Consider the following 18,840-nt stretch of genomic DNA (forward strand, 5'->3'; position numbering starts at 1 on the left):
AATCCAAAACAGCAAAAATCCAGCTACTATCTCAATTAAGCAGACAAATAGCTCAAGCAACTTGTTCAAGGTAGGCAAACTTCCGTCAGATTCTACTAGATTTCACTATATTTTTAATGAAGTTTCCCTATATTTATTATCACCTGTGTTAATCTAAGGTACTCAAGCTAGCCTGCTATTTCTTGGTTTTTATATCTAGGCAATTGTAATTATTAAACTGACATTAAATGTTGAGAGGTTGAATTATGAAATCCTCTTCTATTATCTTAGCCATTGTGATTAGCGCACTCACTCTCAGTCAAAGTGCCTATGCTAATCAAGAGAATGTTCCCATAAAAATAGGCGATCGGGCTGGAGTTTTATTGACAGAACCAGCTACGATTAATACTACATGGAGTAATTTGAGCGGACAGACTAATAATTCAAAACAAACTACTGAATCAATTTCGCTAATGCAGGAGCGAGAATGCCAAAAAATTAACCCGCTTGAGTTCATCAATAACCCAAGCGCTTTTTTTAAGCAATGTCAGGAACCAACCAAGACTCAAAGTACTGAACCAATTGAGTATCTCAAGGTTCCGAAACTGGATTCTGGTATTAGTGTGACAGTTACTAAATTTTGATATAGGAACTTTTTAACAATAAATAGCTAATTTTCGCTAGTGTGATTTATCGATTTATCTAGATAATTTACGCTCAAATATGGATGAAATATTTATGCTGGCTGCTTTAGCTCAAAGCAGAAAAGCTTTGCCGGAATGTTTGCCGAACCCACCAGTAGGCTGTGCAATCGTATACGATCAGGAGATCGTAGCTCAAGGATACACGCAAGCACCAGAAAAACACTATGCTGAAGCTGACGCACTTAAACAGATTCAAGGCAAAGCTTTCAACTTGTTTAAAATGTATGTAACTCTTGAACCTTGTTCTTTTCATGGACACACACCTGCATGTGCTTTAGCGATCGCTAAATATTGTCGGATACATGAAATATATGTATCTATACTCGATCCAGACCACCGCAATAATGGTAAAGGACTAGACATTCTCAAGAATTGCAAGAAAAATAGTTAATATTGGGTTATGCGCCAATGAGGTGAATGCTTTTCTTAACCAATATCTACTAAAGTCATAGTTGAAGAGTTAGATTAAAACTTAAATATAGTACCATTTTCCCCAAAATCTTTGCAATAAGCCAACCATCTATGTAAATACATAACTGTGCTTTTGTGCAACTAAAAGTTAAAACTAGTAAGCGAGAAAGCTGTGAGATATTCCTTCATTAGGAGTTTTAGACTATTTCCGAATTCTCCAAAAAGTGGAAATGTTGTTGTTTAAGCTATGCTGCACAACAATCAACTAGATGCCCTTACACAAAAATCTTTTCGTTTCAAGAGAATATTAGTTAGAGCGATCGCGGGTGTTGCTGTCTTGCCAAGTATCATCCTGGATGTTAGTCTTACCACTGTTAGTACTTTTAGTCCATAAAATTTATCTAGGAGTAATCGAGTTGATTATACCGCATCCAATGCAGATTTCTGCGTTAAATTCTGACACAAATGCAATTGTCACAGATATCTGCGTCTTCTCGAGCGTCCTAAATCTCAGGAAAGAGATATGAGTAAGAATGAATGTACACATATAGCAGTGCTACGTCTGTGCAAGCGTTCTGGATATCGCATAATTAATTTCAGTAGATGCCTCATTACTAAAGTATTTGACCAGATTCTCAAAGAAAGCGGTTATTAAAGAGAGGAAGCAGGAGAAGTTCTTTCTTTCATGTTTAACGATCACCCACTATGTACTTGGCTTAATATGCTTAGATTGTATTACAAAAAAATGAGGTAAAAAATGGATATTTTTTATTTAATGAGTTTTTATTTAATGAGTTAAATTTATTAATAATTAGATTATAAACACTTGAAAAAATGAACTTGTTGCAATTTTTCAGAGTCGCTATTAATAATTTATCTTTTAGATAATGGAATCGTGGTTCAGTATTTTTTACTTTTCCAGTAAACACATTGGATAACTAGACTAAATTTAATTGTTAATTGGATTTAAAAAATGCAAAAATAAATAATAAAGGAATGTAATTCCTTTAAAGTATATGCTAATGATACTTTAGGTAATTGATTTGTGACAGATGATGATGTTATTATTAAAGGGTAGGTTGATTTTGGGTTTATTATCTCCAAGAATTAACTTGTAATGTATCATAGGCCAGAATTCATCAGTGTTGCAAATTGATTAGACCTTTTGCATAAATTGCAAACTAATAAACCCACCTCGCAAAGCGTAGCTTTGTCTACCTTACCCAAAAGCGGGAAGGAAATTAAATGATGGGATGTTAAGTACTTTTGCAAGATATCTATGATTAGCAGTGTGAAATGGCTGTGGGTCTGAATATCTAGACTTGATACCAATAAATTGATAAGGTTACAGAGGAGCAAATAACCATGAGCAACTTAACATCTCCACATACCGAAGTTCAAAAAACGAAGAAAAAAAGTTTAACCGCAGATAAAAAGCCTCGATCTACAGATGATATTGTGCGTAGTTATCTGCAAGAGATCGGACGTGTAGATTTGTTGACTCGCGAACAAGAGGTTATTTTTGCCCAACAAGTGCAGCTGATGATGAATTTATTAGCTGCTAAGGATGAATTGGCTGTCAAATTAAACCACGAACCCACGCTACAAGAATGGGCAAATCGGATGGAGTTAACTGTGGAGGTGCTAGAGCAACAGCTAAATTTAGGACACCAGGCCAAGCAGAAAATGATTCAGGCTAATCTCCGGTTAGTGGTAGCTGTGGCAAAGAAATACCAGCACCGCAACCTGGAATTTATGGATTTAATTCAAGAAGGTACTTTAGGTTTAGAGCGAGGGGTAGATAAATTTGATCCCGCTCTTGGTTATAAGTTTTCTACTTATGCTTACTGGTGGATTCGTCAAGGAATTACACGGGCGATCGCTCAACAAGGACGTACAATTCGTTTACCGATCCACGTCTTTGAGAAACTGAACAAAATTAAACGGGTGCAGCGAGAATTATCTCAACAGTTAGGTCGCGTTCCTACTACTGGTGAAATTGCCACTGCCTTATCTTTGACCCCTAGCCAAGTTCGAGAGTGTTTGTACTTAGCTCGTCAACCCTTCTCTCTAGAGGCGAGAGTTGGCGAACAACAAGATACAGAATTGCAAGACATACTGGAGGATGATGGCCCTTCTCCTGAAGATTATGCCGTTGAAGAATCTCTTCACCAAGACTTACAAGACTTATTGGCAAAGCTGTCTCCACAGCAGCGAGAAATATTAACCCTGCGCTTTGGTCTAACGGATGGGTATGAACTTTCTTTAGCACAAATTGGCGATCGCATGGGTATTAGTCGAGAACGGGTGCGTCAGATAGAACAAAAAGCTCTTAGTCTTCTCCGGCGCCAAAAAGAACAAGTACGTAGTTATCTAGCTAGCTAAGGTTATTTTTTCATAATTTAGGGCATTTAAACTCAGGAAGTCACCATCATAACTGTGTAAAATTCAGTCATTATGGGCGAAAATAAACTTAGATAATCTCTCTTAATGATTTGATATGAGCACATCAAAGACAGTGCAACAGTTGCAAGTGCAATGGGTGACTCCTGAAAACTTTCGGCCTTATGGACAGGTTATTTTTGCAAGTCTTGATGGGAAAACTTACGACGGGGAAGATGCCCAGTTAAACCTGCAAAACGGGATTCCACGATTTTATCTTATGCGGTTGGAGAGAATAGGACGAAAGTTTCACAAAATTACTCGCCATGTGCAATGCACTCAATGTCTGGGTTCTTTGGAAGGGAAGGATTGGTTAATTGCAGTTTGTCCTCCTCATAATGATGTGAATGAACCAGCATTAGAAGATATTGCTGCTTTCCGCATTCCGGGAAATTGTTTTATCAAGCTACATGAGGGTACTTGGCACGCTGGTCCCCATGTTGACCATGAAGCTGTGGATTTTTATAATTTGGAACTAGCTAATACAAATATGGTGGATCATTTCACCCATGATTTTCTCAAGAGTCATCAATTAGAGTTTGAGATGGTTTAAGTAAAATTAGGTTGAATTGATATATACAAGCCATTTTCTTGAATCAGTTTAACCATTTCAATCTACTTTCTACTAAAGGAAAGATTAATTCAAGTATTACGTCAGTTTGGTTATGATGTATGGATGTGTAATTTTAGCCTAGTAATTGTATCCCAGTAGAATAGTTGCGTAGAACTTTCCACTGCTTTTGAAATTTTTCTTAAACATTCATTTTATGTCTTCTTCCAATTCTCAATCTTCTGACAAAAGCTTTGTCTACCGTGAATTTGGCAACGACAACTCCGCCGCCATAGAAAGACCAATTCCAGAACTACCCCCACAACAACAAAACCTGAAAGTACAAGCTTCCCGCAAAGGACGCAAAGGCAAAACCGTCACAGTGGTTAGCGGTTTTCAAGCCAAACCAGAAACCTTAGCAGATTTGGCGAAGCAGTTGAAAACTCAGTGTGGGACAGGTGGGACACTTAAAGACAACGAAATTGAAATTCAGGGCGAACACAAACAGAAAATTCTTGATATTTTGACCAAGCTAGGTTACAAAGCCAAAATTAGCGGTGGCTAATCTTGAGTGCGGTTTACCGTATCTAAACCGCAATCTAGATTAAGAGAGGGAATGTTATCTTTGAGAGGTACAAATATGCTTGAATAGTGGTGAATCAGTTTGCCAACAAGCTGTCTTTTCTGAGATAAACAGGAGGTTTAAATGGATTTAGTTCGGATTCTGTGTGCCATTTTCGTGCCGCCTTTGGGAGTTTTTTTACAAGTAGGTTTTGGTATAGACTTTTGGATTAATATACTTTTGACGCTTTTTGGTTACATTCCTGGAATTATTCATGCAGTGTGGATAATTGCGAAGAAATAATTTTTTGTCGGAATAAGTTAAGCGTATCCATCTCGGTGTTACTAATTCTGATAGAGGCAATTCATGAATTGCCTCTACAAATAATATTAGGAAATTAACTGTTCTGTATTCGTAATATCAGGTTTGCTTAATACTTCTAATGTTTGTAGGTTCTCTTGAGAAAGAAAACTCAATATTTGATGTTTGTTCATGTTCCGTTTCACTGGCATTTAATCCAACTTACATTACTATATTTTATTATCAGTAATCACCCGATCTTGACATTACTTTAATAAACAAAAAACTCTCACAATAATATTTTATTTTTTAAATATAGGTAAACACTGCCAATCAAACTCAATATTTAAATAAGAGTTGTAAAAACACTATTTATCAACTTTATAATGCACGCTTTGGTTTGGCTGAAAATACCGAATTAACTCTTATTTTTTAACATGGCATAGAGTCTAAACTCTAGAAGCAAGGGGCAGATGTGCAATTGCCATTGCACAGTTGAAACGTTTAAATCTTTGATTAACCCAGTGCGTATATCTAGTACCCAGCCGTGAATCATAGGTGCTTTTCGCTCATAGAGTACCTGACGCATGATGGAAGTTTGGTAAAGATTTTTCACTTGTGCCACAACATTGATTTCTGCCAAGCGATTTAGACGTTCTTCTCTTGTTGGCAAAGTATCAATTTCTTCTTGTTTCTCTAAATACAGTTCCCGAATTGGATTTACCCAGTTATCAAGAATTCCAATAGTTCTCCCTTCTAAAGCTGCCTTAATTCCTCCGCAATCATAGTGACCACAAACAATAATGTGTTCCACTTTCAGGTGTAAAATTGCGTATTCTAAAACGGCTAAAAAGTTTATATCCGTTAGAGAAACTTGATTGGCAATATTACGATGTACAAATAACTCTCCTGGTTCAGTACGGGTAAACTTTGTTAATGCCAGACGACTATCAGAACACCCAATGTATAGAAAAGGTGGTGTTTGCCCGTTAGATAATTCTTGAAAGTAAGTTGGATCTATAGCTAGCTTTTCGGCAACCCAAGCTTGATTATTTCTGAGGAGTTCATCAATGCTGTTGTATTTCATCTTTCGTCAAATTCGAGAGAGAATCTCATCAATATTTTATTTTAACCGATCTACAGTTTTGTCTAAATCAAGATGAACTTTCTCTGAACTAAAATCTGATAAAGATGACAATCTTTTTCAATCGGGGGCAACAACTTTGCTATCGTTATGATGATTGATTGACCAACGGTGATCGATAGTTACAGAGGAAAACTCGCAAATTTCTTCTAGTCGCTTTTGCTGTACAGCAGCTTTACGGAGAGTAATAATTAGCTGATTCACCTGATGTCGTAAATCTGGATTATCATTGACTGCTAACATAGTTTGTCTTTCTAAGAGTTGAAGTATAAGTTCGTAGTGAATAGGCGAAGGTAGAGGAATTTGCTCCATGAAGTTAACTTTTGATTTCATATTTGGGATTTTGTATTAATCACAGTTTATTTCTTGTTAATAAATTGTTACATAATAAATAACTAGTTGCTTATGGCTTTGGTTTGATTAGCAATGAAGATTTGGCAAAGATATTGATGATATTTGATAGCAAAGTGCTGCGTATATACGCATAGTATGCCCAATTGCTCAACTATTATGTGCAGTTGCCCTGCGCCTTTTAGCGCAGATGGGGTGTTTATTTCAAAAATTCTTCGGTAATATACGAGCGATCGCAGCGCCGGGATCTGCTTGTTTTACCAAAGATTCTCCAATGAGTACAGCAGATGCACCTGCTGTCAGCACTAAACTCAAATCTTCTGGGTTGTGTAGTCCTGACTCGCTGACAACAAGGATATTTTTCTCTTGCAATTGTCTACCTCTTGCAGCCAAAAGTTGGCAAGTAGTTTGCAGATCGACAGAGAAATCTTCCAAATTGCGATTATTGATTCCGATCAGGGAGACTCCATCTAAGGCTAACACCCGGTCAAGTTCTGCCAAACTATGGACTTCAATCAAAACTGCCATTTTCAGGTTGTTAGCAATTTTCAGGAAGTATTGCAAATCTTGATCGCTCAGGATAGCTGCAATCAACAAAATAGCATCTGCACCCTGAACCCGTGCTAAGTACATCTGGTAAGGATAGATGACGAACTCTTTACACAGTAGGGGCAAATCTACGGCAGCCCGGACTTTGGCTAAATTGTCAAAACTACCTTGAAAGAACTTGACATCCGTCAGCACAGAAAGACAACTAGCACCTCCTTGCTGATAAGATAGGGCGATCGCTACTGGGTCAAAATCTGCTCGTAAAACGCCTTTACTCGGTGAAGCTTTTTTAACTTCGGCAATCAATGCTGGCTTTGTCTTACCTTGACGCAAAGCGGCAACAAAATCACGGGTTGGTGGCGCAGAGAGTGCTTGATGTTGTAATTCCCGTAAAGGCAGCCTTTCACGCATTTGGTCAACTTCTACTTCTTTATGCCAGACAATTTCTTCCAAAATATTGTTTGGCGCTGCATCAGGTACGGCAGCCTGATAACGTAATATGGACACGGAAATAGCTGGGTTAGGTGAACGGCGACGGATTTGCATAATTAGTCATTAGTCATTGGTCATTAGTCATTAGTCATTGGTCATTGGTCATTGGTCATTTGTCCTTGTTTTTTGACAAAGGACAAATGACAGAGGACAAATGACTAAATGGCTCGTTTATAGGCTTCGTCTAGGACTTCCGAGAGTGTCGGGTGGGCGTGAACTAGATGTGCGAGACTTTGGACAGATTGACGGTTGGCGATCGCAGCTGAGGCTTCATGAATTAAGTCTGAGGCGTGTAGTCCGAAAATGTGGACGCCCAAGACTTCTCCGGTGTCTTTGCGATATATCACCTTGGCAATACCGTCAGCTTCATTTTCTGCCAACGCTTTGGAATTTCCTTTGAAGTAACTCCGACTGGTGGCAATTTCAAACCCCTCAGCTTGTCCTAACTCCTTAGCTGCTGTTTCAGTTAAGCCTACATAGCTGACCTCTGGGTGGGTAAAGGCCGCTGCGGGGATGCTGCGATAGTCTACTATTCTTTCCCTCCCGACTATATTTTCTACGGCGATGATGCCTTGAGCAGAAGCCGCATGTGCTAACATCATTTTTCCATTAGCATCGCCAATTGCCCACAAATGCGGTACGACTTCGCCTGCTGATAGTACTGCCATGCGATCGTCTACTGGAATAAAATTCCGCCGATCGAGTTCCACACCCACAGACTCTAAACCAAGATTTTTGGTCGCTGGGATGCGTCCCGTAGCCACCAAGCAAGCATCTACTTCGATGACATCTATATCTTCCTTGGTTTTGAAATCTGCTAACTCAATTACCACAGGTGAACCGGGGATGACTTTTTTGGCGTATATCCCGACTTTTGTTTCAATATCGCGGGGAGTAATTAGCACCCGTTCGGCAAGTTTGGCAATATCGCGGTCAAATCCTGGCATTAACTGATCTAGGGCTTCAATCAAAGTGATTTCACAACCCAAAGCTGAGTAAATATCAGAAAATTCTAAGCCGATGTAACCACTACCAATAATTGCTACCCACTCTGGTAGCGATTCCAATTTCACACCTTGGTCGCTGGTAAAGACAGTTTTACCGTCTACTTCAATCCCTGGAGGCACAAAAGGAATTGAACCTGGCGAAAGGATAATGTCTTTGGCTGTAATGGTTTTTTCACCGCCGTCTCCAGTAATAGAGACTTTTTGCGCCCCAGCGATTTTTCCCCAACCTCTGATGATATCGACCCCTAGACGTTTGAGGCTGTTGGTTAAGTCGCCTTGAAGTTTCGAGACAAGATTGGTAGCATGATCGGCGATCGCTTGGCGATCGAATTCTACGCTACCAATTTGAATTCCCAGTGACTTGAGGTGGTGGGCATTGCGTAACTCCCGCACACGTCCAGATGCTGCCAGCAGCGCTTTAGAAGGAATACAACCCCGATTAACACAGGTTCCTCCCATATCAGCAGCTTCAATAATTGCTGTTTTCAAACCACAACTTACGGCGTGTAAGGCTGCGCCATGTCCGCCTACACCAGCGCCGATAATTACTAAATCGTAATCATATCCTTGACTCACGTTAGTTTCCCCGTCTGCTTCGCCTATTTATTCTCAACTTGACCGACAATCAGCGCAACCCTTTTAACAGTTATCAGTTATCAGTTTTATCGCTGAACTCTAAATCCCTTACCTTACATTACCCTGACTGTTTACTGTTGACTGTTCACTGATTTCAGGTTTGGGTATTGCTAACTCAAATTATGATTCACTCACTTCTGGCGAAAATATGGATATTTTCATTATATGGGTTGGTTTTCCCAGAAAAGCGACAAGAAATTAAGTGAGTATTTGCAGGACAATGAAACTTCTTTCCAGTTCTGAGCTAGTTAATGAATAGAAATTGCAGTCTCATTCAGAATCTCCATACCTTTTTCTTTACAGCGCGTTAGCGTAACACTAAGCTGGACTTAGGATTGATCCAGAAGATTTACGCAGGCGATCGCTCGATGTCTATTCCCCAAATTAGTGAATTTACTATCCGCCGTCATGCCAACGCCAAATCTTTCCAGCGAGGCGAGGCATATTATAACGCTGGTGCTGTTAATGCCGTTATCCAACGTGGTCATCAGCTTCAGGCAGATGTTGTAGGCACCGAAGCTAGACCTTATCATGTCAACCTGAATTTCGATAGCAGTGGGTTAACCTCAGTAAAATGCACCTGTGCCTACGACTATGAAGGGTGGTGCAAACACATTGTCGCCACGATGCTCGTTTGTGCCCGTAACTCAGAAAATATTGAGCAGCGCCCCACCCTTGAGGAACTACTAAATCGCCTGAATTATATTGAAACTCAAAGGCTGCTGCAAGAGTTGGTAGCAGAATACCCCCCCCTAATTGAGGCGATTGACCGTCATGTAAGTTGGATGACGAATCCTGCTGACAACCAAACAACCCTAAAATTTGTACGCCGCAATACTCTCGATCCGGCTCCGTTTCGGCGGCAAGTACGGCAGATTCTCAAGGATACCGTGCGCTACTTTGAGGAGGGATACGAAGATGACCCAATTGGCGAAGATTTGCTGAGTGTAGTGCAAACTGCGGTTGATTTTAGCGAACGGGGAGAAGGTGAAAATGCGATCGCGATTTTGGAGGCGATTACTTCTACCTGTGCGGAAAATTGGGATGATGTTGCCGAATATGGCGCTGAAAATGATGAAGTTGTCGCAGAATTAAATAATGCTTGGTGTGAAGCAATTCTCAGCACCGAACTTACTCCAGAAGAAAAAGTTGATATTCAAATAAATTTAGAAGCTTGGCAAGATGAGTGGAATGCTGATTTTGGTCTAGTTATGGAGGCTTTACGCCAAGGTTGGGATTATCCACCACTGGTACAAGTTCTCCAAGGTAACATTACTGAAAGGGGAGCTTGGGAAGAAGACGTACCAGATTATGCTGATGATTTGGCATTAATTCGCCTGAAAATTCTCGAACGTCAAGAACGTTATCAAGAATACCTGTATTTAGCAGAAGCCGAAGGGCAAACCCAGCAATATCTGACAATGTTGGGGCGTTTAGGCAGGGTGGAAGAAGCAATTGATGCTGCTCAAACCCAGATGAACTCAATGGAAGAAGCCTTTGCCTTAGCGAAAACACTTAACGTTCAGGGGGCATTACACCAAGCACTAAATATAGCCGAGAGTGGATTAAATTTATCGGGTAATTGTCAGTACGAATTGGGAATTTGGACAAGTGATTTAGCTATTGAGTTGGGTAATAGTAAAGCTGCTTTATTAGCAATCAAGGCGGCTTTTCAAGTGAAGCCCTCCTTGGTAGACTACCAAAAAATGGCAGAATTGGCTGGGGAAAACTGGGGAAGTGTCAAAACAGACCTGCTGAGAATTATCCGTACTTGTAATGGTTGGGGAACAGAATCAACCAAGGTGGATATATTCTTGCATGAGGGGCTAATTGATGATGCAATTGCGATCGCTAATGAACTAAGTTCCGATCGTTCAGAGTTAATTCACCGAGTCATGGATGCTGCTATTTTTCATAATCCTGGTTGGGTAATTGCTAATGCTCGTCGCCGTGCCGAAAAGATTATGGATGCAGGTAAAGCCGAATACTATTATTACGCGGTTGAATGGTTGAAAAAGGCGCGTAATGCCTACCTGAAATCTGGGAAGAAAGCTGACTGGTTAAGCTATCGAGAAAACTTGATGCAAACTCACGCTCGTAAACGTAAATTGATGGGAATGTTTAAGGAAAGTGGTATGGAGTGAATGTGATTTGAACGATAATTTAGCCAAACGGTCACGAAATACTTCAGAAGCACTTAGGACAAGATATACTTCATACTTGAGACATGAGTTGTAAGAATGATAATCGTATAGTTAGGGGGAGACAAGGGTGAGCAAGGCTCACCCTTGTCTCATTAATAAAGAGAATGGGAAGAAGCTGCCGACGGCAGCTTCTTCCCCCACCCGCATGATTATCATTCTTATATCGTTGACTGTGATTCATGCCCAACAGTGTCTCGCTTGGGTTTGCGTTGTCCAACCCGTGTGCCTGACTTTTTCTCACGGCTCTTATCTGTTTGCTGTTGCGTGTCCTGGGTTATCGCCTGAAGGTCAGTACTAGAATTACTAAGTGGCGTTTCAGTAATTTCAAGATCAGGAATAGATGTAGTTTTCTTGCGAGTCTGCTTTTTCTTCGGGGCTGGCTCTACGGGGATATCGTTTGCTGTTGTGGTCGTAAATTCTTGTGGTGCAGGTACGTTTGGCTTTTTCCGAGTCCGCTTTGTTTTAGGTGGTGACTCTGTTTTCGATGAAGTGATTTCGCTACCAACGAGCGGAGTTTCAGAGGGAACTGCACTAGTCGGTACATCGGTTGAACCCATTCCTATTTGTAGCAAATGCCATAAGTGTTCGCGGCGGCTCTCCATATAGCTCAGTTTTTCTTCGCCTTCAGTTGCTTCTATTGCCATACGTTCGCACTGCGCTAGCGTTAGAGTATGCTCGTGTAATTGTTTTAAAGTTAAAGCTTTATTTCCATCATCTAATGCCGCAGCCACAGATCTGATGAGCCAGTCTTTTAGGACTCCAAGACAGCCAATAGAATGCTCATAGAAGTAAAGCCAATGCTGCATTAATTCGGGAATATTAATATCAAGAGGTACTTGCTTCAGGAGTGCCAATAACGCTGCCTGAAAATCCAAACGGTCTTGTTCATTTTGGTACAAATAGCGTGGAAAGTGGATATCCAGACCGCGCCGGGATGCTTGACCACTTAAATTCCGAAAATTTAACAGTTCGTAAGTACCAATCAGGATGTGTAAAACACCCGTAACATTGGTCATGGATTTAATCCAGTCCAACTGGTCTAAAAGCTTGCCAGAATTACTTCCAGTCCCAATCTTCATTAAATGTTGCGCTTCATCGAGGATAACCGCGCGTACACTACGTTTGGTCATCGCCTCTTCTAATGCGTGGCGTAGTTCTGGAGAATCATTAAACTGGGAAGTCTTGCTACTACGTCCACGCCCTTTTTTCTCCCATGCCTCCGACGTATCGATGTCTACAATGCTACGACGCTCGTAGAATGGCTCGTCCAAAAGCTTTAGCGCAGTCCGGTAATAGTCAGTTCGATTAAACACGCCACTATCAGGTGGACGTGTCTCTATGAGCAAAAGAGGTAATTGAGGTGCATAACCGTTGCGGTAGCTTGAGTCATTTGATACAGAATCCTCACTGTGAGGAGCATTTAAACGTCGAGCAATTTGCCGTATCATTGTCGTCTTGCCCACACCACTTGGCCCATAAACCAACACATGAGCAAATCCAGCAGGTTCTCTAATCGCACGCATGAGCAGCATATCTACCCGTGCTAACTGTGGATGTAAAACTGCATACTCCTTAAATTGAGTAAGTAAGTTTATGTTATTGCTAGAGCTTCCATTAAGGTTTAAATCCATCTATTTGTATTCCGCTAATATTGGCAGTGAACTTAGATCCAACGGTTCAACGTTTCGAGATGGTACGTGCTGCGATGTAACATCTTCACTCTGTTGTGCCAATACAGCAAATGTTGAATGAACTTGGTTTACTGATGGGTCAGAAGAATTACTAGACGTTAAATTGTCTAGTAAGCGTTTACTTTCCAAATCACGTAATCTTTGCAACAACAAGGCTTCATGTTCTTGGACATTGGCAATGAAGTCAGCTAAATGTTTAGCATTCAAATTCGTCGCCGTGGCGCTACGTTTGTTCAATTGCCTAATTTCTTGTGCAGCTAACAACACTTCTTTTTCAGTGCGTCCCACGAAAGTACTGTAATACTGAGAGATACATCTCACCCAGCGCCCATCAACATAGGCGTAAGCAACTCCCATATCAAAAGGGTCGTAGCGTACTGGTACTAATGTTTTTTCTACATTGGGATTGCGGAAAGCATCACTCCAATAGTAGAGATAATTGACTTTAATCCCATATCCCGGCTGAACTTTCGCCTGACCTTTGGGGGTGGAAGGACGTGTTGCCATGAGGAACTCTTCGTTATAGGCAATTCTTCGGTGTAAGCGTTCTCCGGCAATTGACAACCCTTCGGTATAAACAACGTCTGGAGACGCACCCAATGAGTCGTGATAATTTGAGTCGTAAATTGAGTAAGCCCATTGGGTCAGGTAAGTATATAAATCCCCCAAATTCCAGACAGCTAACTGTTTTGGGTCAACAGTTTTGGTGAGTTGGCGGGGCTGTTTACTTGCTTGGGTGTTACCTAGTAGGTTATAGATAAACTCAGTATTTGTCGTCCCAAATAATCGTTCAATTACTGACCCAAAACGGGGTTTACCACCTGGTCTTGTTTTCTTGGTGCAGTGATAACGTGCCAGCAATGTGTCAAAGTATATACTGTGGAATTCTTTGCCTCCATCAACAACAAGTGTTGAGGGAAAACGACCTTGGCGTTGGACTAAAATACGTAGCCCCATCATGCAAGACCTGTAAGAAGGTGCATCAAAAGTCAGATAAACTGCCAAGATTCGCCGGGAATAGGCATCAGTCAATAATGTTAGCCAAGGTCGTCCCAGTAACCGACCTGTAGCAAGTGATCGTAATTCAATATCAAGTTCGGTATGGTCGATATGAACTATCTCCAGAGGACGGTTTCCGTGAGGACGTGTATTTAAAGCTAGTTCCCAGACAAAAGGCTCTGTTGCGTATGCGGCTTTTGCTCCCTGACGCTTTAATGTCTGCTCATGGGTTGGGCGTTTTTTTAAACGCTGGTAGAAAGTCCGGTTACTAAGGGGTTGTATATTTAATGCTGTACAGGCTCTGACATACGCCCGATATACTGAAGCGCCTGTCGCTTGTCTTGGTGTTTCAAAATGCTCTTTAATAAATTTATCTAATAATTCACTTGAATCTGTTGGCGATTTTGGTTGACGATTCCCTTGCTGATGTGTCCGTGGTAGCAACCCGACATAACCGCAACCTAAACTTGCTTCTGCTTCACGGAACTGTTGTACCCATCTACGCAAGGTACGTGGGTTGATGTCTTGATAGATATCTGTATGGCGCTGAAAATATGCCTGTACTATATTAAATTTTCGGTTCGCTTCTTTTAAATGAACTGGAGAAGCGGTCTCCATTAAAGTCCGTACTGTTTCATTTATAGTTGCATCTGTAACTCCGTTATGGATTTTAATGGTGCCACTGTCGAATAACTGAAGAAAAAATACTGTGGGCAACTGTATTGGAAAGCCTGACTCTGGTAATAGCGTGGTTGTGGTCTCGCCATAGTTAACTAAAGTCCATAGCGCCGAATCCCACTCAAGGGCTGTGTTAGGTAGCAGTGTTGTGGGACTACTGGGAGTATTCTTTGTAGTTACAGATACAACAGATGCGTGTGTATAAGCGTCATGATTTTGTTGACTTACCCATAATCGTGTCCTGTAATGTTCAACTAAGGGGACAGCAGACAAATCCACGTACAGAAGCTCAGTTGCAATCATGATGTATATGTCATTGGCACATACATCATTTAATTCTTGTAGCAATGCCGCAATCGTTATTCCTGGATTTGCTTTTAGGTAAGCCAGAACTGAGTGTGTAACATCTGTTGTCAAATTTGATTTAAATCCCAGGTAATCTGACAAAAACATCAAGTTCTGGGTAAAGACGGGATTCAATTCGGCATCAGTACGAACGCAGTATTTTAGACCAAATTGTGATGCGTGTGCTTCTCCTGGTGGGCAACGCCAATGACCGGATGCTGTGTTTTGATAACGCCCAGGATATTTTTGTGCTAATTTCTCTAGTTCCTTAACTGTTTTCCACTCCTCCCAGCAAGCACCATCATGACGTAATACAAAAAAGTCAGGGGTATGATAGTGACCTATATTACGCCCTGCTTGATTTTTATACTGGATTTTGAATGGTGGTGGCTGGTCGTAGAACTCTAAAACTTGTGGGTCGTGTTCCATCAGGTAAATCGCCCACAATTCCACTGTATGGCTCTCGAATTGAATTGTGACCCCCATTTTTGAACTAGGGTACACGCCACAAACGTTCTTGGTTCGTCCTTGTACCCGACGTGAGGGCGGGGATTCCCTTATCTGTGCAATCAAATCAATGGTGTGGGTTGCTAGTTGCTGTTCCCTACACCAATCTTTAAACTCTAATTCGTTCATTTGAGCCTCACCTCCTTGGCGTGACCTATGTGATACAGGGAATTCACAAACTTCATAACAGTCTTCTCAAAACACCAAGAAGATGCGAATTGAATCATATCTTAGTCACTTTGAACCATATCTTGTCATCTAAGTTGTACCTATTAGTCATTTTTAGAGAATTATTCGGGAAAAGTTTTCGGTTTTTAGTTGTGACAACTCTAGGCTTTATTATGATTCACAATCAGGACACGCGGTCACAATTCTATGCAAAGTTTTATGTTCTGTTTAGGCTATAACCCTTGAAATGTCGTTAATTTTTGGTCAGGGTATGATTCAAAATTTGGTCATCTAGGGGTTAAAAGCACAAAAACCTTCAGTGGCGACTCAGAAGTAGCAGACCTAGAACAGGCAATTGGTCAGTACTTTACCTACCTTGCTGTAATGTCCCGCAATTATCCAGATAGAGTTTTATATATCGCTGTTCATGAGGATGTTTTTACTGACATTTTTGAGGAAGAACCGCTTGGTAAACTTATATTGGAAGATTACAAAATTCCTCTCATCGTTTTTAATCCAAAGCGGGAGGTTATAGTCCGATGGCTAATCTGGAGCAATACAGGCAGCTAATTTGCAGCGTTCTTACTGAACATACAAAGATTCCTTACTCTTACGGCAATATTCAGCATGAAACTATTTTTGATAAAGAACAGGATCGATATTTGGTAATGATTCTTGGTCGAGAACCAGTGCCAGAACTCTCTCCAACTGCAACGCGTCGCGTTCATGGCTGTCTAATTCACATTGATATTATTGATGGCAAAATTTGGATTCAACGTGATGGCACTGAAGAGGGGGTAGCAACGGAATTGGTGAAAGCAGGTATACCAAAAGATCGGATTGTATTGGGATTTCGGTCTGAAGAACTGCGGAAAGATTCAGAATTTGCCATTGCATAGCCAACGGTAGTTAAACTTCTGGATAATTGCCCATAGTATAGCGATCGCCATATTTTGTTTATGTAATTGTCTACAAAACTTTTGACCGAGCTATCCGTACAGAGCAAACCTCTAAATTGTATTTATGGGGGCTAGGTGCGGGCCTTCTTTTTCGCCGTCAGATTTCTTTTTAGTTTTGAATGTATGGGTTACTTGACACCTGCATTTTTCAGTATAGATTGATTTATTAATCACAAATATCTGGAATGGCTTTATGTAAATTCTTGGGGGTTGCCCGAATTCAATATAGTAACTTAGGTGAGAATGGATCTTGGGCAATTGTCGAAAAGGAAACTACAACAATTGTAGGAACAATCATTCTCAAACAATTGCCCGACAAAGATGGTTTACCTACTCAAGATTATGAGGTAGGCTGGCACTTGAGGCGAGCTTCTTGGAGTATTAAAGACTCATTCATTCACGAGTATCAAAGACTCATCCCCTATTTCCCATGCCAACGCCCAATAACAAATGACTAATGACAAATGACTAAAAAGTGGTTCCGAATTGGGATGGTGAGTGTATTTATTCTCTCACTTGCCTTACGGTTTTGGGGACTGGAGCGATTCAACACTCTGGTATTTGATGAAGTTTACTTTGCCAAATTTGGTAATAATTATCTTACGCATACACCATTTTTTAATGCTCATCCGCCGCTAAGTCAATATATGATCGGTATCGGCATTTGGATTGGCAGTCACATTCCTTTTTGGCACGATACGGTGAATGGGCTGACAGGTTCATTGCGATCGCCTTGGACTTATCGTTGGTTAAATGCCCTCATTGGCTCATTTATCCCTTTAGTTGTAGCTGCGATCGCTTATCAGTTAAGTTATCGTCGTACCTTTGCAATACTTGCAGGATTATTCACAGCTTGTGATGGTATTTTTCTAGTTGAGTCTCGGTATGCTCTAAGTAATATTTATATCGTCATTTTTGGTTTGTTAGGGCACTGGTTTTTATTATTGGCATTAGATAATCAAAATCGCCGACGTTCTTTTTGGTTAGTTTTTGCTGGCATTGGTTTTGGCGCCTCAGTTGGTACTAAGTGGAATGGTTTATGGTTTTTATCAGGTGCTTATCTCATTTGGATAGTAGCTTGGATAATGTATTTGATACATTCTTTCTCTAACTCCAAATTCTTTTTTCAATCCCCTTCATTAGAGCAGGAGGCAGGAGGCGAAAGTCAGGAGTCAGAAGACAGGAGGCAGGATAGCGCAGCGTTAGCGAGTCCGCGAGCGTCGGCAGGAAGCAGGAGTCTGGAGGCAGGAGTTTCTACTTATTCTCCCTCATTGCTTTCATCTTCCTCATCTCAATCACCACTACAAAATTTAATTCAGCTAAATATTTTTCAAATGCTGTTTTATCTAGGAATTATCCCAGCTTTTATCTATAGCATCATCTGGATTCCTCACCTTCAATTAGATAAAACTTATGGATTTATTGCAGTACATCAGCAAATTTTGAAGTTTCATTTACATCTAGGTGGTAATAGTCCTAACGTACATCCTTACTGTGCTGCTTGGTATAAATGGCCTTTGATGACTCGACCAATGGCATATTATTATCAAACGGCTGAAAGTATCAGCGAACCCTTACCTGTGATGGGGCCGCCTTTACCTGCTGGTGCTGGACAAGTTATTTATGATGTCCATGCAATGGGCAATCCATTTTTGTGGTGGTTTGGTGTTGCTGCTATGTTATTTTTAATAGGGATGCTGGTGTCACAAGCGGTAATTCCTTGGGTGAAAGAAAAGCGTTTTTCTATGCCTGCAACCCTGAGTGTTGATACTTGGATTGCTTTATATTTAGTTATAAATTATGCTGCGAACTTATTACCTTGGGTGAAAGTGACAAGGTGTGTTTTTATCTACCACTATATGTGTGCAGTGGTGTTTGTATTTTTAGCGATCGCTTGGTTTGTCGATCGGTGTCTTTGCAGTTATTATCAACAACTCCGGGCGCTAGGTGTCACCATTACTTTTATCATTCTGGCTGCTTTTATTTTCTGGATGCCCATTTATTTAGGTTTACCTCTTTCTCCTAACGGTTACAAGCTGCGAATGTGGTTCAATTCTTGGATTTGATTGAAGGGCATGGGGCATGGGGTATTGAAATAATAACTCCAAACTCCTAACTCCTAACTTATTTTTCAACTTAACATAGCTATACATATACAGAAT

The 18,840-nt window shown here is 40.7% G+C and carries 17 protein-coding genes and 1 pseudogene; 12 read left to right on the plus strand and 6 right to left on the minus strand.

What is annotated here, in order from left to right:
- Positions 1 to 245 precede the first annotated feature (245 nt).
- The 7 genes from RMY32_RS05495 to RMY32_RS05525 all read left to right on the plus strand — a co-directional run bounded on the left by RMY32_RS05495 (position 246) and on the right by RMY32_RS05525 (position 4,951).
- Complete coding sequence (locus RMY32_RS05495) at positions 246 to 623, plus strand: hypothetical protein (RefSeq protein WP_322713110.1); 378 nt, start codon at positions 246 to 248, stop codon at positions 621 to 623.
- Positions 624 to 717: 94 nt separating this feature from the next.
- Positions 718 to 1,074 (plus strand): riboflavin-specific deaminase, encoded by a 357-nt coding sequence (locus tag RMY32_RS05500; RefSeq protein WP_409882316.1) that lies wholly within the window; start codon positions 718 to 720, stop codon positions 1,072 to 1,074.
- Between the two features lie 267 nt (positions 1,075 to 1,341).
- Complete coding sequence (locus tag RMY32_RS05505; RefSeq protein WP_322713113.1) at positions 1,342 to 1,488, plus strand: hypothetical protein; 147 nt, start codon at positions 1,342 to 1,344, stop codon at positions 1,486 to 1,488.
- A 971-nt stretch (positions 1,489 to 2,459) separates the two neighbouring features.
- Entirely contained in the window at positions 2,460 to 3,479 is a 1,020-nt protein-coding gene (locus RMY32_RS05510; RefSeq protein WP_322713114.1) for an RpoD/SigA family RNA polymerase sigma factor, read from the plus strand.
- Between the two features lie 115 nt (positions 3,480 to 3,594).
- Complete coding sequence (locus RMY32_RS05515; protein WP_322713116.1) at positions 3,595 to 4,089, plus strand: ureidoglycolate lyase; 495 nt, start codon at positions 3,595 to 3,597, stop codon at positions 4,087 to 4,089.
- A 214-nt stretch (positions 4,090 to 4,303) separates the two neighbouring features.
- A complete protein-coding gene (locus RMY32_RS05520) occupies positions 4,304 to 4,651 on the plus strand; it encodes a translation initiation factor (RefSeq protein WP_322713117.1) in 348 nt (115 codons plus the stop codon).
- Between the two features lie 141 nt (positions 4,652 to 4,792).
- Positions 4,793 to 4,951: a YqaE/Pmp3 family membrane protein gene (locus RMY32_RS05525; protein ID WP_322672109.1), complete on the plus strand. Its 159-nt coding sequence runs from the start codon at positions 4,793 to 4,795 to the stop codon at positions 4,949 to 4,951.
- Between the two features lie 415 nt (positions 4,952 to 5,366).
- On the opposite strand, the gene RMY32_RS05530 is transcribed toward RMY32_RS05525, so the two are convergent.
- The 4 genes from RMY32_RS05530 to lpdA all read right to left on the minus strand — a co-directional run bounded on the left by RMY32_RS05530 (position 5,367) and on the right by lpdA (position 9,067).
- The gene (locus RMY32_RS05530) at positions 5,367 to 6,035 is read right to left on the minus strand and encodes a carbonic anhydrase (protein ID WP_322713118.1); all 669 of its coding nucleotides are present in this window, start codon (positions 6,033 to 6,035) and stop codon (positions 5,367 to 5,369) included.
- 117 nt (positions 6,036 to 6,152) lie between these two features.
- A complete protein-coding gene (locus RMY32_RS05535) occupies positions 6,153 to 6,404 on the minus strand; it encodes a DUF5340 domain-containing protein (protein ID WP_069072137.1) in 252 nt (83 codons plus the stop codon).
- 243 nt (positions 6,405 to 6,647) lie between these two features.
- Positions 6,648 to 7,538 carry an indole-3-glycerol phosphate synthase TrpC gene (trpC, locus tag RMY32_RS05540; RefSeq protein ID WP_322713119.1) on the minus strand — a complete coding sequence of 297 codons (891 nt, stop codon included), beginning with the start codon at positions 7,536 to 7,538 and terminating at the stop codon, positions 6,648 to 6,650.
- A gap of 104 nt (positions 7,539 to 7,642) precedes the next feature.
- The gene (gene lpdA / locus RMY32_RS05545) at positions 7,643 to 9,067 is read right to left on the minus strand and encodes a dihydrolipoyl dehydrogenase (protein WP_322713120.1); all 1,425 of its coding nucleotides are present in this window, start codon (positions 9,065 to 9,067) and stop codon (positions 7,643 to 7,645) included.
- Between the two features lie 428 nt (positions 9,068 to 9,495).
- Here lpdA and RMY32_RS05550 point away from each other — a divergent pair, with 428 nt between their 5' ends.
- Entirely contained in the window at positions 9,496 to 11,271 is a 1,776-nt protein-coding gene (locus RMY32_RS05550) for an SWIM zinc finger domain-containing protein (protein ID WP_322713177.1), read from the plus strand.
- Between the two features lie 218 nt (positions 11,272 to 11,489).
- Here the strand turns inward: RMY32_RS05550 and RMY32_RS05555 are convergent, their stop codons facing one another.
- Together RMY32_RS05555 and RMY32_RS05560 are read right to left on the minus strand one after the other, a co-directional pair.
- Positions 11,490 to 12,962, minus strand: a complete 1,473-nt coding sequence (locus tag RMY32_RS05555) for an ATP-binding protein (protein WP_322713121.1) — start codon at positions 12,960 to 12,962, stop codon at positions 11,490 to 11,492.
- Complete coding sequence (locus RMY32_RS05560) at positions 12,963 to 15,680, minus strand: TnsA endonuclease N-terminal domain-containing protein (RefSeq protein WP_322713122.1); 2,718 nt, start codon at positions 15,678 to 15,680, stop codon at positions 12,963 to 12,965.
- Between the two features lie 360 nt (positions 15,681 to 16,040).
- On the opposite strand from RMY32_RS05560, the pseudogene RMY32_RS05565 reads away from it, so the two are divergent.
- From RMY32_RS05565 to RMY32_RS05580, 4 genes and pseudogenes are all read left to right on the plus strand, one after another.
- Positions 16,041 to 16,289, plus strand: a pseudogene (locus RMY32_RS05565) (element excision factor XisH family protein); the annotation flags it as partial.
- Positions 16,259 to 16,618, plus strand: a complete 360-nt coding sequence (locus RMY32_RS05570) for a XisI protein (protein WP_322713124.1) — start codon at positions 16,259 to 16,261, stop codon at positions 16,616 to 16,618. The pseudogene RMY32_RS05565 and the gene RMY32_RS05570, both read left to right, overlap by 31 nt.
- A gap of 245 nt (positions 16,619 to 16,863) precedes the next feature.
- Positions 16,864 to 17,136, plus strand: a complete 273-nt coding sequence (locus RMY32_RS05575; protein ID WP_322713126.1) for a hypothetical protein — start codon at positions 16,864 to 16,866, stop codon at positions 17,134 to 17,136.
- 6 nt (positions 17,137 to 17,142) lie between these two features.
- On the plus strand, positions 17,143 to 18,744 hold the full coding sequence (locus RMY32_RS05580; protein ID WP_322713127.1) for a dolichyl-phosphate-mannose--protein mannosyltransferase: 1,602 nt from the start codon (positions 17,143 to 17,145) through the stop codon (positions 18,742 to 18,744).
- The last annotated feature ends 96 nt before the right edge of the window (positions 18,745 to 18,840 follow it).

The organism is Nostoc sp. ChiSLP03a (assembly GCF_034531215.2).
GTDB lineage: Bacteria > Cyanobacteriota > Cyanobacteriia > Cyanobacteriales > Nostocaceae > Nostoc.

What these genes read in the sequence shown, in the direction of transcription:
- RMY32_RS05495 (WP_322713110.1), top strand. Translation starts at nt 246, where the DNA reads ATGAAATCCTCTTCTATTATCTTAGCCATTGTGATTAGCGCACTCACT.
- RMY32_RS05500 (WP_409882316.1), top strand. Translation starts at nt 718, where the DNA reads ATGCTGGCTGCTTTAGCTCAAAGCAGAAAAGCTTTGCCGGAATGTTTG.
- RMY32_RS05505 (WP_322713113.1), top strand. Translation starts at nt 1,342, where the DNA reads ATGCTGCACAACAATCAACTAGATGCCCTTACACAAAAATCTTTTCGT.
- RMY32_RS05510 (WP_322713114.1), top strand. Translation starts at nt 2,460, where the DNA reads ATGAGCAACTTAACATCTCCACATACCGAAGTTCAAAAAACGAAGAAA.
- RMY32_RS05515 (WP_322713116.1), top strand. Translation starts at nt 3,595, where the DNA reads ATGAGCACATCAAAGACAGTGCAACAGTTGCAAGTGCAATGGGTGACT.
- RMY32_RS05520 (WP_322713117.1), top strand. Translation starts at nt 4,304, where the DNA reads ATGTCTTCTTCCAATTCTCAATCTTCTGACAAAAGCTTTGTCTACCGT.
- RMY32_RS05525 (WP_322672109.1), top strand. Translation starts at nt 4,793, where the DNA reads ATGGATTTAGTTCGGATTCTGTGTGCCATTTTCGTGCCGCCTTTGGGA.
- RMY32_RS05530 (WP_322713118.1), bottom strand. Translation starts at nt 6,035, where the DNA reads ATGAAATACAACAGCATTGATGAACTCCTCAGAAATAATCAAGCTTGG.
- RMY32_RS05535 (WP_069072137.1), bottom strand. Translation starts at nt 6,404, where the DNA reads ATGGAGCAAATTCCTCTACCTTCGCCTATTCACTACGAACTTATACTT.
- trpC (WP_322713119.1), bottom strand. Translation starts at nt 7,538, where the DNA reads ATGCAAATCCGTCGCCGTTCACCTAACCCAGCTATTTCCGTGTCCATA.
- RMY32_RS05550 (WP_322713177.1), top strand. Translation starts at nt 9,496, where the DNA reads ATGTCTATTCCCCAAATTAGTGAATTTACTATCCGCCGTCATGCCAAC.
- RMY32_RS05555 (WP_322713121.1), bottom strand. Translation starts at nt 12,962, where the DNA reads ATGGATTTAAACCTTAATGGAAGCTCTAGCAATAACATAAACTTACTT.
- RMY32_RS05560 (WP_322713122.1), bottom strand. Translation starts at nt 15,680, where the DNA reads ATGAACGAATTAGAGTTTAAAGATTGGTGTAGGGAACAGCAACTAGCA.
- RMY32_RS05570 (WP_322713124.1), top strand. Translation starts at nt 16,259, where the DNA reads ATGGCTAATCTGGAGCAATACAGGCAGCTAATTTGCAGCGTTCTTACT.
- RMY32_RS05575 (WP_322713126.1), top strand. Translation starts at nt 16,864, where the DNA reads ATGGCTTTATGTAAATTCTTGGGGGTTGCCCGAATTCAATATAGTAAC.
- RMY32_RS05580 (WP_322713127.1), top strand. Translation starts at nt 17,143, where the DNA reads ATGACTAAAAAGTGGTTCCGAATTGGGATGGTGAGTGTATTTATTCTC.